This is a genomic window from Paracoccus sp. T5 (assembly GCF_048538155.2).
GTDB lineage: Bacteria > Pseudomonadota > Alphaproteobacteria > Rhodobacterales > Rhodobacteraceae > Paracoccus.
The window spans coordinates 879019-892500 of record NZ_CM135809.1 but is presented as its reverse complement, the minus strand read 5'-3'; the positions used below and the strand labels follow the sequence as shown (position 1 = coordinate 892500).

General features: G+C 67.9%; 14 protein-coding genes (1 of these 14 only partly in view). 1 reads left to right on the top strand and 13 read right to left on the bottom strand.

The window, feature by feature from the left end; translation table 11 throughout:
• From rpsI to ACNR9W_RS04420, 13 genes are all read right to left on the bottom strand, one after another.
• Window positions 1-157: the start of a 30S ribosomal protein S9 gene (gene rpsI, locus ACNR9W_RS04480; RefSeq protein WP_419270731.1), read on the bottom strand. 335 nt of this gene lie to the left of the window's left edge; only the first 157 of its 492 coding nucleotides appear in the window; it begins with the start codon at window positions 155-157; its stop codon lies off the left edge, out of view.
• A 2-nt stretch (window positions 158-159) separates the two neighbouring features.
• Window positions 160-624 carry a 50S ribosomal protein L13 gene (rplM, locus tag ACNR9W_RS04475; RefSeq protein ID WP_419270729.1) on the bottom strand — a complete coding sequence of 155 codons (465 nt, stop codon included), beginning with the start codon at window positions 622-624 and terminating at the stop codon, window positions 160-162.
• A gap of 121 nt (window positions 625-745) precedes the next feature.
• Entirely contained in the window at window positions 746-1198 is a 453-nt protein-coding gene (locus ACNR9W_RS04470; protein WP_419270727.1) for a PaaI family thioesterase, read from the bottom strand.
• A gap of 85 nt (window positions 1199-1283) precedes the next feature.
• Window positions 1284-2699: a UDP-N-acetylmuramoyl-L-alanine--D-glutamate ligase gene (gene murD / locus ACNR9W_RS04465; protein ID WP_419270725.1), complete on the bottom strand. Its 1416-nt coding sequence runs from the start codon at window positions 2697-2699 to the stop codon at window positions 1284-1286.
• A 73-nt stretch (window positions 2700-2772) separates the two neighbouring features.
• A complete protein-coding gene (gene mraY / locus ACNR9W_RS04460; RefSeq protein ID WP_419270723.1) occupies window positions 2773-3855 on the bottom strand; it encodes a phospho-N-acetylmuramoyl-pentapeptide-transferase in 1083 nt (360 codons plus the stop codon).
• 4 nt (window positions 3856-3859) lie between these two features.
• Entirely contained in the window at window positions 3860-5230 is a 1371-nt protein-coding gene (locus ACNR9W_RS04455; protein WP_458478633.1) for a UDP-N-acetylmuramoyl-tripeptide--D-alanyl-D-alanine ligase, read from the bottom strand.
• Window positions 5227-6726, bottom strand: a complete 1500-nt coding sequence (locus ACNR9W_RS04450; RefSeq protein ID WP_419270709.1) for a UDP-N-acetylmuramoyl-L-alanyl-D-glutamate--2,6-diaminopimelate ligase — start codon at window positions 6724-6726, stop codon at window positions 5227-5229. The genes ACNR9W_RS04455 and ACNR9W_RS04450 overlap by 4 nt, the downstream gene beginning before the upstream one ends.
• Complete coding sequence (locus ACNR9W_RS04445) at window positions 6723-8555, bottom strand: peptidoglycan D,D-transpeptidase FtsI family protein (RefSeq protein ID WP_419270707.1); 1833 nt, start codon at window positions 8553-8555, stop codon at window positions 6723-6725. The genes ACNR9W_RS04450 and ACNR9W_RS04445 overlap by 4 nt, the downstream gene beginning before the upstream one ends.
• The gene (gene ftsL / locus ACNR9W_RS04440; RefSeq protein ID WP_419270704.1) at window positions 8552-8893 is read right to left on the bottom strand and encodes a cell division protein FtsL; all 342 of its coding nucleotides are present in this window, start codon (window positions 8891-8893) and stop codon (window positions 8552-8554) included. The genes ACNR9W_RS04445 and ftsL overlap by 4 nt, the downstream gene beginning before the upstream one ends.
• The gene (gene rsmH / locus ACNR9W_RS04435) at window positions 8893-9861 is read right to left on the bottom strand and encodes a 16S rRNA (cytosine(1402)-N(4))-methyltransferase RsmH (RefSeq protein WP_419270702.1); all 969 of its coding nucleotides are present in this window, start codon (window positions 9859-9861) and stop codon (window positions 8893-8895) included. Before rsmH ends, ftsL begins: the two co-directional genes overlap by 1 nt.
• Window positions 9862-9864: 3 nt before the next feature.
• Entirely contained in the window at window positions 9865-10377 is a 513-nt protein-coding gene (locus ACNR9W_RS04430) for a division/cell wall cluster transcriptional repressor MraZ (protein ID WP_419270700.1), read from the bottom strand.
• A 606-nt stretch (window positions 10378-10983) separates the two neighbouring features.
• Window positions 10984-12069, bottom strand: a complete 1086-nt coding sequence (locus ACNR9W_RS04425) for an Mrp/NBP35 family ATP-binding protein (protein WP_419270698.1) — start codon at window positions 12067-12069, stop codon at window positions 10984-10986.
• A 195-nt stretch (window positions 12070-12264) separates the two neighbouring features.
• Window positions 12265-12687 (bottom strand): hypothetical protein, encoded by a 423-nt coding sequence (locus tag ACNR9W_RS04420; protein ID WP_458478632.1) that lies wholly within the window; start codon window positions 12685-12687, stop codon window positions 12265-12267.
• A gap of 551 nt (window positions 12688-13238) precedes the next feature.
• Between ACNR9W_RS04420 and ACNR9W_RS04415 the strand changes: the two genes are divergently transcribed.
• On the top strand, window positions 13239-13451 hold the full coding sequence (locus tag ACNR9W_RS04415; RefSeq protein ID WP_419270694.1) for a hypervirulence associated TUDOR domain-containing protein: 213 nt from the start codon (window positions 13239-13241) through the stop codon (window positions 13449-13451).
• Window positions 13452-13482 lie beyond the last annotated feature (31 nt).

Sequence of the window (13482 nt, the reverse complement as noted above, 5' to 3'; positions counted from 1 at the left end):
AGACGCGGGCGACCGCGTCCTTGCGCTTGCCGGTCGCATAGCTGCGGCCCAGCTCGTCGCGCTGCGGCTCGCGGTTGATAGCGGCTTCGACGATGGCGGCGGGGGTGCCCGACACGGCCGATTTCAGGTCGTCCAGAGTTTTGATGTCTTCGGCCATGATCATGCGCTCCGGGTGTTTTTCTTGTTCAGGACCTTGACGTCCAGAACTTCGGGCTGCTGCGCCTCATGCGGGTGCTCGGTGCCGGCATAGACGCGCAGATGCGTCATCTGCAGCTTGCCCAGCTTGTTGCGGCTGATCATGCGCTCGACGGCCTTGACCACCACACGCTCGGGGTGGGCGCCTTCCAGCACCTGGCGGGCGGTGCGGTGCTTGATGCCGCCCGGGTGGCCGGTGTGCCAGAAGTATTTCTTGTCGTCGCGCTTGTTGCCCGTCATCTGCACCTTGTCGGCGTTGATGATGATGACATTGTCGCCCATGTCCATGTGCGGCGTGAACGTCGGCTTGTGCTTGCCGCGCAGGCGGTTGGCGACGATCGTGGCGAGGCGGCCCAGAACGACGCCTTCGGCGTCGATCAGGATCCACTTCTTCTCGATCTCCGCCGGTTTCGCGGTATAGGTTTTCATCGGTCGTCCCTTCAGGGTCGTAATCATTCGAGATGGGGGTATATCGGGGATTGCCGGCGCTGCGTCAAGCGCCTCACGCTCCCAATTCCCGAACAATTACAACGCATTAAAATATAGGTGTTTAAATACCGTATCGCACACCCACGGATTCGCGCGGTTTTGGCGGAATCGAATAGGTCATGGAGCAGCGCGCCACCGGCTCGACCTGCCCTTCCGAAAAGATCAGCACCTCGGCGACGGCCAGCACCCGGCCCAGCTTCAGCAGCCGGCATTCGGCCAACAGATCCCGCCCGGCTGCGGGCTTGCGCATGAAGTCGATCGACGCATTGGTCGTCACCGCCAAGGCCACGGGTCCGATCCGCGCCAGGATCGCGCAATAGATCGCCAGGTCGGCCAGTGCGAACATCGAAGGCCCGCTGACCGTGCCGCCGGGGCGAAGATGCTCCTCCTCCGTCACCAGCCGCGCGACCAGCCGCGTCTCCTCGACCTGCTCCACGCGATAGCTGCCGGCCACCTGCGGGAAGTCCCGCGCCAGAAAGGCGTTCAGCGCCTCTGCATCCATCATCACCGTCATGCATCCCCCTGCCCTGTTGTGCCCAAGGCTTTCGCGAAAGCCGCGGAGGATGCAAGCGGCCCCGAAGCCCCGGCGCCTGCAGGATTCAGGAGGCTTGGCCGTTTCGATCCAGCGCCTCGACCAGCTGGACGAAGTGCTCGCCACGCTTCTCAAAGTTTGGGTACTGGTCAAAGCTGGCGGCGGCCGGCGCCAGCAGGACCGTGTCCCCCGCCTCGGCATCGGCTGCGGCGCGGGCCACGGCCTGGTCCATGGTCTCGGCGATCTCGTAGGGGGTCTGGCCGATCTCCAGGGCAAAGTCGCGGGCGGAATGACCGATGAGGTAGGCCTTGGCGACGCGGCCCAGATGCGGTGCCAGCGCGGCGATGCCGCCCTCCTTGCCCAGGCCCCCGGCGATCCAGCGGATGCGGTCAAAGGCCTGCAGCGCCTTGGCGGCGGCATCGACATTGGTGGCCTTGGAATCATTCACGAAGCGGACGCCGCCGATCTCGGCCACGGTCTGGCTGCGATGCGGCAGGCCCGAAAAGCTGTGAAAGGCGGCCTCGATGTCGCGCGGGGCCAGGCCCAGGGCGCGGCATGCGGCATAGGCGGCACAGGCGTTCTGGTGGTTGTGCGCACCGGGCAGGCCCCGCACCGCACGCAGGTCGATCGAGGCGGCCTGGCGCCCCTTGCGGTATTCGGACAGGAACCCCTTGCGGGCAAAGACGGACCAGGCCGTGCCTTCCAGCTTCTGCCCCGCCGACACGCGGATCACCCGGTCATCGCGCGGCCCCATCGCCAACTGGTTCGCCAGATACTGGCCCTCGACCTCGTCCACCCCGATGACGGCGCGGTCGGGCCCACCTTCGGCGAACAGGCGGCGCTTGGCGGCGAAATAGCCCCCATGCCCGGCATGCCGGTCCAGATGGTCCGGCGACAGGTTGGTGAAGACCGCGACATCCGGGGTCAGCGCCCGCGCCAGGTCGGTCTGATAGCTGGACAGCTCCAGCACCACCACCTCCCCGTCGATGGCCGGTTCCAGCGACAGCACGCCGGTCCCGATGTTCCCACCCATCTGCGCGGGCCGGCCGCAGGATACCAGGATATGGTGGATCAGCGCAGTAGTGGTCGACTTGCCGTTCGACCCGGTCACTGCGACGACCCGCGGCGCACGATCAAAACCCTGCCAGTCGTCGGTGGCATAGCTGCGAAAGAACAGGCCGATGTCGTTGTCGACCGGGATGCCACGGGCATAGGCCTCTTGGATGACCGGATGCGGGCGCGGATAAAGATGCGGGATCCCCGGCGACACGATCAGCGCCGCGACGCCCTCCCAGCCCTCGTCCCGGGTCAGGTCGACGATGGACAGCCCCTCGGCCGCTGCGGCCTCGCGGGTGTCGACACTGTCATCCCAGGCCACGACCCGCGCGCCGCCGGCCTGCAGCGCGGCAGCGGTGGCCTTGCCCGAACGCCCCAGGCCGAGAACGGCGATGGTCTGGTCTTCGACAGCCTGGACAGGGATCATGACGGGCTCCTGATGTCGCGGCCGGAGGCTCTCTGCCTCCGGACCCCCGAGGATATTTGGGCATAAAAGAAGATCAGCGCAGCTTCAGCGTGGCCAGGCCGATCAGGGACAGGATCAGCGCGATGATCCAGAAGCGGATGACGATCTGCGCCTCGCCCCAGCCCTTCTTCTCGAAATGGTGGTGGATCGGCGCCATCAGGAAGACACGCTTGCCGGTGCGCTTGAAGTAGAGCACCTGGATGATCACGCTGAGCGCCTCGACCACGAAAAGGCCGCCGACGATCGCCAGGACGATCTCGTGCTTGGTGACCACGGCGATGGCCCCCAGGGCGCCGCCCAGGGCCAGGCTGCCGGTATCGCCCATGAAGACCGCCGCCGGGGGGGCGTTGTACCACAAAAAGCCCAGGCCGCCGCCGATCAGCGCCGCGACAAAGATCAGGATCTCGCCGCTGCCGGGAACGTGGTGGACGCCCAGGTATTCGGTAAAGTCGACGCGGCCGACCGTATAGGCGATGATGCCCAGGGTGCCCGCCGCCATCATCACCGGCATGATCGCCAGGCCGTCCAGGCCGTCGGTCAGGTTCACGGCATTGGCCGAACCCACGATCACGATCATCGCAAAGGGGATGAACAGGAAGCCCAGGTTGATCAGCGCGTCCTTGAAGATCGGCAGGGCCAGCTGGTTCGTCAGCGCGTCGGGATGCATCAAGGATGCGGCCAAACCCGCCAGCGCGGCGATCACCAACCCCAGCAGCATGCGGATGCGGGAACTGACGCCCTTGGTGTTCTGCTTGGTGACCTTGGCATAATCGTCGGCAAAGCCGATCCCGGCGAAACCGGCGGTGACCAGCAGCACGACCCAGACATAGCCGTTGTCCAGCCGCGCCCAGAGCAGGGTCGAGACCAGCAGCGCCGACAGGATCAGCAGCCCCCCCATGGTCGGCGTGCCGGCCTTGGACAGGTGGCTTTGCGGGCCGTCGTCGCGGATCGGCTGGCCCTTCTTCTGGACACGGCGCAGATGGTTTATCAGCGGACGCCCGAAGATGAAGCCGAAGAACAGCGCCGTGAAGAAGGCCGCCCCCGCCCGGAAGGTGATATAGCGGAACAGGTTGAAGAGATCCCCGCCCTCGGAGAGGTTGCTGAGCCAGTAGAGCATGGCATTATCCTTTGTCTTGGGCGGCCATGGCCCGCAGCGCCTCGACCACGGTCGAGATGCGCGAGGATTTCGATCCCTTCACCAGCACGACATCCTGCGGTCGGACCAGTTCGGTGGCGCGGGCGGCAAGCTCGGCCGCCGTTTCAGTCCACAGCCCGCGCCGGGCTTCGGGAAGTGCCTCGTGCAGATGGCGCATGCGCGGTCCGGCACAATGAACCAGCCCCACCGACTGCATCGCGGGGTCATGGGCCACCGCGCGGTGCAGCGCGACCTCGTCCGGGCCCAGTTCCAGCATGTCGCCCAGGATCGCGACACGGCGTTCGGCCGGCAGGCCGGCCAGCATCGCAAGCCCCGCCGACAGCGAGGCGGGATTGGCGTTGAAGGCGTCGTCGATCAGGCGGATGCCGCCCAGATCCTCGACCGCGCCCCGCCCCTTCGGCGGCAGCCACTCCGCCAGCCGCGCCGCCGCCTGCTTCAGGTCCGCGCCCGCCGCCGCAAGGGCCGCCAGCACGCCGACCGCGTTCATGGCAAAGTGGCGCCCGGTGGTGGACAGGGTGAAATCGACGGTCTCTCCGGCGATCCGGGCCTTGCAGGACAGGTGCCCCTCCGCCGGCTGGATCCGCAACGGGCGGGCTGCGCCATGCTCGCCGAACCCCACGACGATGGCGCCCGCCGCATCCGCGCAATCGCGCAGGATCTGGGTCACCTCCAGATCCTCGGGCAGGACGGCCGTGCCGATCGGCTCCAGCCCCTCGAAGATGGCGCCCTTTTCGCGGGCGATGCCCTCGATGACGCCAAAGGCCTCCAGATGCGCGGCCGCGACGGTGGTGATCAGCGCCACATGCGGGCGTGCCATGCGCGACAGGGGCGCAATCTCTCCGGGGTGGTTCATGCCGATCTCGATGATCGCGAAATCGGTGTCCGCCGGCATCCGCGCCAGGGTCAGCGGCACGCCCCAGTGGTTGTTGTAGCTGGCCTCGGCGGCGTGGATGTGCCCCTGCCCCGCCAGCGCCGCCCGCGCCATGTCCTTGGTCGAGGTCTTGCCCACCGACCCGGTGATCGCCACGACCCTGGCGCGCGTGCGGGCGCGGCCGGCGCGGCCCAGATCCTCCAGCCCGCGCAGCACGTCGGGCACCACCAGCAGCGGCGCATCGGCGGGCAGTTCGTCGGGAATGCGGCTGACCAGGGCGGCAGCCGCCCCCTTGTCCAGCGCCTGCGCCACGAAATCATGGCCGTCGCGCGCCGCCTGAAGGGCCACGAACAGGTCCCCCGGCACCAGCGTCCGCGTGTCGATCGACACGCCGCCCGCCGTCCAGTCGCCCTGCACCCGCCCGCCTGTTGCGGCGGCGGCCTCCTTCGCGCTCCAGAGGCTCATATCCGGCCGTCCAGTGCCGCCACCGCGACCGAGGCCTGTTCGGCATCGTCGAAGGGATAGACATCCTGCCCGACGATCTGGCCGGTCTCATGTCCCTTGCCGCAGATCAGCAAGGCGTCGCCCGGCTGCAGCGCATCGACGCCGCGCAGGATCGCCTCGGCGCGGTCGGCCACTTCGGTCGCCTCGGGACCGGCGCCCTCCATCACGGCGGCGCGGATGGCGGCGGGATCCTCGGTGCGCGGATTGTCGTCGGTGACGATGACCACGTCGGCATGTTCGCGCGCCGCCTCGCCCATCAGCGGGCGCTTGCCGCGGTCGCGGTCGCCGCCGGCGCCGATGATGCAGACGATGCGCCCCATGACATGCGGGCGCAGCGACTGCAGCGCGGCCGTCACGGCGCCCGGCTTGTGGGCGTAATCGACAAAGACCGCGGCGCCGTTCTCGCGCTGCGCGGCCAGCTGCATCCGGCCCCGCACCGTGGTCAAATTGGGCAGCACGCGGATGATCGCCTCGGCCGCATCGCCCGCCGCAAGGCACAGGCCCATAGCGGCCAGCACGTTCTCGGCCTGAAATCCGCCGATCAGCCCCAGCCGCACCAGATGCGCCTGGCCCATCACCGAAAAGCGCAGGTCCTGCCCGGTCGCGTCATAGCGCTGTCCCAGGATCCGCAGCATCGCGTTCTCGCCCGTGCCGACCGTGGTCAGCGCCAGGCCGCGATCCTTGGCGATGTCGGCCATCTGCCGCCCGCGCTGGCTGTCGATGTTAATGACGGCCGCGGCGCCGTCCTGCAGGATGTGGTTGAACAGCAGCGCCTTGGCGGCGAAATATTCGTCAAAGCCCGCGTGGTAGTCCAGGTGATCCTGGCTGAAATTCGTAAAGGCCCCCGCCTCGACCTGCACGCCGTCCAGGCGCCGCTGGTCCAGCCCGTGGCTCGACGCCTCCATCGCGGCATGGGTCACGCCCGCGGCGACGGCCTCGGACAGGACGCGATGCAGGGTCAGCGGATCGGGCGTCGTATGGGCCAGCTTGGCGTGATGATCGCCCTCGACCCCCATCGTCCCCAGGCTGATGGCCTTGTGCCCCAGGGCCTGCCAGATCTGCCGCGTAAAGCTGGCGACGCTGGTCTTGCCGCTGGTGCCGGTGACCGCCACCACATGCTCGGGCTGGTCGCGGAACCACAGGGACGCCGCTCCCGCCAGGGCCGCGCGCGGGTCCTCGGCCACCACCACGGCGCCGGGCCAACCGGCCAGGACATCGGCCGCGATCTCGGCACCCTTGCGGTCGGTCAGCACCGCCGCCGCCTGCATGCGCAGGGCATACTGGATGAATTCACCGCCGTGCAGGGCCGAACCCGGAAGCGCCGCGAACAGGTGCCCCGGCTTGACCGTGCGGCTGTCGATGGACAGCCCCGTGATGATCGGGTCCCGCCCGTCGCGCGCGTGCAGCCCCAGCTGCGACAGCGTCACCTCGTCCTTGCTCACAGTCCCACCCGTCATTTGTTCGCGACGAGCTTTATCTCAGCGGCTTCGCCGTGTTCAACACGGGGTTCGAAGCGCGCGGCGATCGTCGGCAGTTTTTCGTCGGTGACCGGCTCCAGCCCCAGCAGCGGGCCCACGCGACGGATCACCTCGGCCGCGACGGGAACGGCGGTGTGGCCGGCGGTGCGGCTTTCCGCGCCCGCGCCGATGGCGGCGGTGGGTTCGTCCAGCGCGACGATCAGGACGTATTTCGGATCCCTGGCCGGGAAGACCGAGGCAAAGGTCGCGATCACCTTGTTCTTGTAATAGCCGCCCGAGGCGCGCGGCTTGTCGGCGGTGCCGGTCTTGCCGGCCACCTCGTATCCGGGCACCTCGGCGGCGCGCGCCGTGCCGCGCGTCACGACCTGGCGCAGCATGTCGATGGACATGGCGGCGGCGCGGGGCGACAGCACCTGCTCGCCCTCGGGCCGCTGGCGGCCATGAACCAGCGTCGGCGTCACGCGCTTGCCGCCATTGGCGATGGTGGCATAGGCCGCGGCCAGGTGCAGCGGGCTGGCCGCCAGCCCGTGGCCAAAGCTGACAGTCGCGGCGGTCACGGCGGGCCAGCGCTGCGGCACCAGCGGCTGGCCGGTCGGCGCCTCGACCATCTCGATCGAGGTGGGCACGAACAGGCCCAGCTTTTGGAGGAAGTCCTTCTGCCGCTCGACCCCGATCATCTGCGCGATGCGCACCGTCGCCACGTTCGAGGATTTCACGATCACGTCCGTGGCGCTCAGCTCGCGGCCGTAATTGTGGAAGTCGTTGATCAGGAACCGCCCGATGCGCATCGGCGCCTGCGCGTTGATGCCGCTGGACGGGTTGATCAGCCCCAGGTCCAGCGCCTGCGCGACCGGAAATATCTTGAAGGTCGATCCCAGCTCGTACTGGCCCTGGACCGCGCGGTTGAACAGCGGGCTGTCGGACGGATCGCCTTTCAGCAGCGGCCGCGGCCGGTCGTTGGGGTCGAAATCGGGCAGGCTGGCCATCGCCAGGATCTCTCCGCTGGCGACCTCCATCAGGATGCCCGTCGCGCCCTTGGCGTTCATCACATTCATGCCCGAGGCCAGAACGTCCTCCATCGCCTGCTGCAGGGTCAGGTCGATGGACAGCGACAGCGGCGCGCCGTCATTCGCCGGGTCGCGCAGCCAGGCATCGAAGGCCTTTTCCACGCCCGCGATGCCGATCACCTCGGCGCTGCTGACGCCCTCGTTTCCAAAGCCGGAACCGCCCAGGATATGCCCGGCCACGTCGCCATTGGGATAGATGCGCATCTCGCGCGGGCCGAACAGCAGGCCGGGCTCGCCCAGGTCATGGACCGCCTGCATCTGCTCGGGGCTGATCTTGCGCTTGATCCACAGGAACTTGCGGTCGCCGGTAAAGTCCCGCGTCAGGCGCTCGACATCCAGGTCGGGAAAGATCCGCGCTAGGCCCTGCGCCGTGGCGACCGGGTCGACCATCTGGTGGGGGTGGGCATAGACCGAATGCGTCAGCAGGTTCGTGGCCAGAACCCGGCCGCGGCGGTCGGTGATGTCCGCCCGCTGCGACATGATCTGCGCCGACAGGACCTGGGCGCGCGGCTCGGAGGGCTGGCTGGAGGCCAGGGCCCCCATCCGCAGCCCGACCGTGCCGAAGGCCAGCGCAAAGCAGCAGGCCATCAGCACCAGCCGACCCTCGGCCCGGCGGCGGGCGCGATCCTGGATCTGCTCGTGGCGCCGGCGGCGGTTCTCGGCCTCGATGTCGTCGGGGTTCTCCCCGCGTTCACGGGCACGAAGAATGCGGGCCAGGGGGCGCAGAGGGGTGCGGATCATGGCTGCTCCTCGGGATTTGCGGGGTCTGTTTCAAATTCGGGCGGGGCGGGCGGCTTGGGATAGTCGATATGGTCCAGGTCGATGAACTGGCCGGTCTCGACCGGCACCAGCTGCAGGCGCTCGAAGTTCAGGTCGACCAGCTGGCGCAGCCTGTCCGGGCGGTTGAGAAAGGCCCATTCGGCGCGCAGCACGCCCAGCTCCTCGCGCAGTCCGGCGATCTCGCGCTGGACCTGCCCCATCTCGCCGATCGAGGCCTGGGTGGCATAGTTCTCGCGATAGGCCCAGAAGGCCAGGCCCATGACGATCAGCACGCAGGCCAGATAGGTGATCGACCGCATCAGGCACCCTCCCGGCCGGGCAGGTGCGGCATGGCCAGGCTGCGCGCATCGACCGTGCCCGCCGGCGCCTCGGTCCGGATGCCGACCCGCAGCAGGGCCGAACGCGCGCGCGGATTGCCCTCCAGCTCGTCGGGATCGGGGCCGATGGCACGGCGGAACGGCAGGGTGAAGGCCGGGTCCACCACCTGCGTCACCGGCGCATAACGGTTGCCGCCGCCGCCCGCGTCGGACCGGGCCTGCATGAAGCGCTTGACGATCCGGTCCTCCAGCGAATGAAAGCTGACAACTGCCAGCTGACCGCCCGGCTTCAGCGCCCGCTCGGCGGCGGACAGGCCCGCCACCAGCTGGCCGAACTCGTCGTTCACCCAGATGCGGATCGCCTGGAAGCTGCGCGTGGCGGGGTGGCTCTGGCTGGGCTTCTGCCGCGGCAGGCAGCCGCTCACGACCTGCGCCAGCTGCGCGGTGCGGGTCAGCGGCCGGGCCGCCACGATGGCGCGGGCGATGCGGCGCGAGGCGCGCTCTTCGCCATAATGATACAGCACATCGGCGATCTCGGCCTCGGTCGCGGTGTTCAGCAGGTCGGCGGCCGAAGGAACGTCGCCCCCCATGCGCATGTCCAGCGGCCCGTCGCGCATGAAGGAAAAGCCGCGTTCCGCCTGGTCCAGCTGCATCGAACTGACGCCCAGGTCCAGCACCACCCCGTCCAAAGGCTGCCCCGCCAGCCGGTCCAGGTCCGAGAACGTGCCCTCGACCAGCCGCAGCCGGTCGCCCCAGGCGCCGCGCCAGTCCTCGGCCATGGCAAAGACCGACGGATCGCGATCGACGCCGATCACCAGGTCGGCCCCCGCCTCCAGCAGGCCGCGGGCATAGCCGCCTGCCCCGAAGGTGCCGTCCAGCCAGACGCCGCGCACCGGCGCGACCGCCCTCAGCAGCGGGTTCAGAAGAACGGGGATATGGGGATCTGCCATCGCTCAGCCTTCCAGCGTCTTGTGCAGGAAGGCCCGCGGGTCAAAGTCGGGGCCGTGCTGGGCGGCGAAATCCTCCAGCGCCTGCACGTCCTTGGGCCGCTCTTCGGGATGGTAGACCTGGATATAGTCGCCGCGCGATTCAAAGATCGTCTCGGTCCCCTCGGCAAAGCCCAGCTTGTCGCGCAGCTTCGCGGGCAGGACCAGGCGCCCCTCGCGGTCGATCTCCAGGTCGGTGGACTGGCCGTTCATCAGCAGTTCCAGCCAGCGGCGCTCCTGGCTGCCGCGGGTCAGGCGGTCGATCTGCTCGTCGATTTCCTCGATGGCCTCGATGGTGTAAAGCTCCAGCCAGTTCCACCAGTCGGGGCCATAGACGGCCACCAGCTGCGTGCGCCCGGCATTCGAACCTGCAAAGGACGGATCGCCGGCATCGAAGACGCGCCGCAGGCGTGCCGGGATCGACATGCGACCCTTGCCATCCACCTTGACGGTTTCGGTGCCTCTGAACTTCCGCGCCACCTTGCGCCCGCCCTCACTGCCTGCCTGCTCCTTCGGGACCTCCGAAAGAGAAAGGGCGGATCGGGCCGCTGCCACTGCCCGATCCGCCGCCCTCGTTCCCGATTACCCGGGCCCCTTTGCGGGGTGGTTGCCGACCCGGTCGCGCGCCACCTGGGGGAGGTGCTGCTCGCACGCGCGGGTCGGCTATGTTGGAAAACGGATGCCTGTATGAAGTCTGCTTCGCCTTCGTGGGGTCTTTTCGCCCCTTTTCGCTGCCCGTTTTCGTGATTTCGTTGTGACATGGGAATTCATGGGAAGCAACGGTATTCTTCGTCCAGGACCTTCGTTCTGACGATCACATTTTGCGCCACGCGCAGTCCGAATCGAGAATCCGGGCGATCTGGTGCCTAGGCTTGGTGACGTTGCCAAAGGGACACACCATATCTGGAACAGGCGCTTACGGGCCTCAAAATCCCGGACTGCGGCAGGATCAGCACAGTTCTGCGCCATGCAAGCAGCTTCTGCCGAGAGAAAAATGAAGATGTTCACGATCGATCACGAAAAAGAGAGGACGCCTCGCGCCCCCTCCCGTGCAGTCCCACAAGTGCCGGAAAATCCCGGATCCGGTCAGGCCAAACCGCCCGCGACCAGCCGCTCGGCCAGCCGCGCATAGGCCTGCGCTACGCCTCCTTCGCCCAAGGCGACCGGCTGACCCGAATCGCCCGCCAACCGCACCTCCAGCTCCAGCGGCAGCTCTCCCAGGAAGGGCAGGCCCAGCGCCTCGGCCTCGGAGGCGACGCCGCCATGGCCGAACAGATGCGCCTCATGCCCGCATTTGGGGCAGACATAGGTCGACATGTTCTCGATCAGGCCCAGAACCGGGGTCTTCAGCTTGCCGAACATGTCGATGGCCCGCCGCGCGTCCAGCAGCGCCACGTCCTGCGGAGTCGAGACGATGATCGCCCCGGTCACTGGTGCCTTCTGGCACAGGCTCAGCTGCACGTCGCCGGTGCCGGGCGGCAGGTCGATCAGCAGCACGTCCAGCTCGCCCCAGTTCACCTGCTGCAGCATCTGCTGCAGCGCGCCCATCAGCATCGGGCCGCGCCAGACCAGCGCCTCACCCTCCTTCAGCATCAGGCCGATCGACATGACGGTGACGCCATGGGCATGCAGCGGCTCGATGCGCTGGCCGTCGGGGCTGGCCGGACGGCCGCTGACGCCCATCATCCGCGGCTGCGAGGGGCCATAGATGTCGGCATCCAGCAATCCGACCTTGCGCCCCGCCTTCGCCAGCGCCACCGCCAGGTTCGAGGTGACGGTCGATTTTCCGACGCCCCCCTTCCCCGAGCCGATGGCGATGATGTGGCGCACGCCCGGAATGGCCATCGGGCCCGCCTGCGCGGTCGGATGGCCGCCGATCTTCAGGGAGGGCGCCTGGCCCGACACCGCCTTGGGCGGCGCGGGCTTGGCGGGGGCCGTCATCACGATCTGCACCTTGTCCACCTCGGGCAGGCGCTCCAGCCGGGCACGGGCCTCGGCCTCCACGGGGGCAAAGGCCTTGGCGGTGGCCGCGTTCTCGACCTCCAGGACGAATCGGACCGTCCCTCCCTCCACCGCGACAGCCCGGACGATATCCGCCTGACCCAGTGTTCCGCCCTGCGGCAAGGCGATGTCGGAGATTTCCCTAAGGATCGTTTCGCGGCTGACGGGCATGTGCGGCACCTGTGTCTTAATGTGGCACAGACCATGCAGCATCGCGGCCGCGGCCTCAACACCTCGTGCGACAATCCGTGCCGCGCAACGCTAACCGCTTTCAAACAGACGGGAATTCGCTGTCGCGGCGTGACCGCTAACAAATGTACCGTATCAATTTTGTGACAACTTTTCAGGCATAAGCGAGGCGATAGGTCAGCCTAAGGCATGCATTTTCTGCATGGCAGCATTGGCAAAGCGTGCGTTGTGCATCCGCAGCATTAGCGCCATCTTTGGATCAACGAAGCGCCGGGCCAATCCGGGAACGGCGAAGACGAGACGAACCGAAAGGATACGACAATGGCTGTTATCGCCCAAGCACAGAACGCCGCCGCCGACCACGGCCTGCGTGGCCGCCTGCTGACCGCGATCCAGCGCATGCAGGAAAACCGCGCCCGCCGCGCCGTTTACCGCCAGACCGTGCGTGAACTGAACGCCCTGACGACCCGCGATCTGAATGATCTGGGCATCAACCGTTCGATGATCACCCGCCTTGCCCACGAAGCTGCTTGGGCCTCGGCGAAATAAGAATTCAGTTTCCCGGCCTTCTCCTCCTCCCTGGGCCGGGACCGGCGACATCCTCTCTCCTCCCTGGGGATGTCGCCCAAAGACACGCCGGAACCCGATCCTCCTCCCCGGGTTCAGTGCGGAAGGCGGCGGCCCCGCTCCTCCTCCCAGGGGTCGCCGCAAAAACCATAGCCGCCCCATTCGCGGCAACCGATTGCGCCGGGTCCTCCTCCTCCCTCCCGGACCTGCGCAAGCGGTGGTGGCCTCTCCTCCTCCCTGGCCGGCACCGCACCCCATACGCGGCCCCTCCTCCTCCCTGGGCCAGCGTTCAGCGGCGACCTCCCTCCTCCTCCCTGGAGGTCGCCGCGCTCCTCATAGCCGCCCCATTCGCGGCAACCGATTGCGCCGGGTCCTCCTCCTCCCTCCCGGACCTGCGCAAGCGGTGGTGGCCTCTCCTCCTCCCTGGCCGACACCGCACCCCAAACGCGGCCCCTCCTCCTCCCTGGGCCAGCGTTCAGCGGCGGCACCCCTCCTCCTCCCTGGGTGCCGCCGCGCCTTTCTCCCGCCCCCGGAACCACCGCGCCGCGACCGCATTGACCCCGGCAAAAGCCAGGAGGTCGCAGATGCTGCGCAAGGGAACAAAGGTGACGTGGAACTGGTCGGGCAGCACCGCCAGCGGAAAGATCACGGACATCTTCACCGACGACGTCGAACGCACGATCAAGGGCAGCCACATCAAGCGCACGGCCAGCAAGGACCAGCCCGCCTATCTGATCCGCCAAGATGACGGCGACGAGGTGCTCAAGAGCCGATCCGAGGTCAAGCGCGCCGATTGACGCCTTTCGCGCCACGCCAAGGGACGCTAAG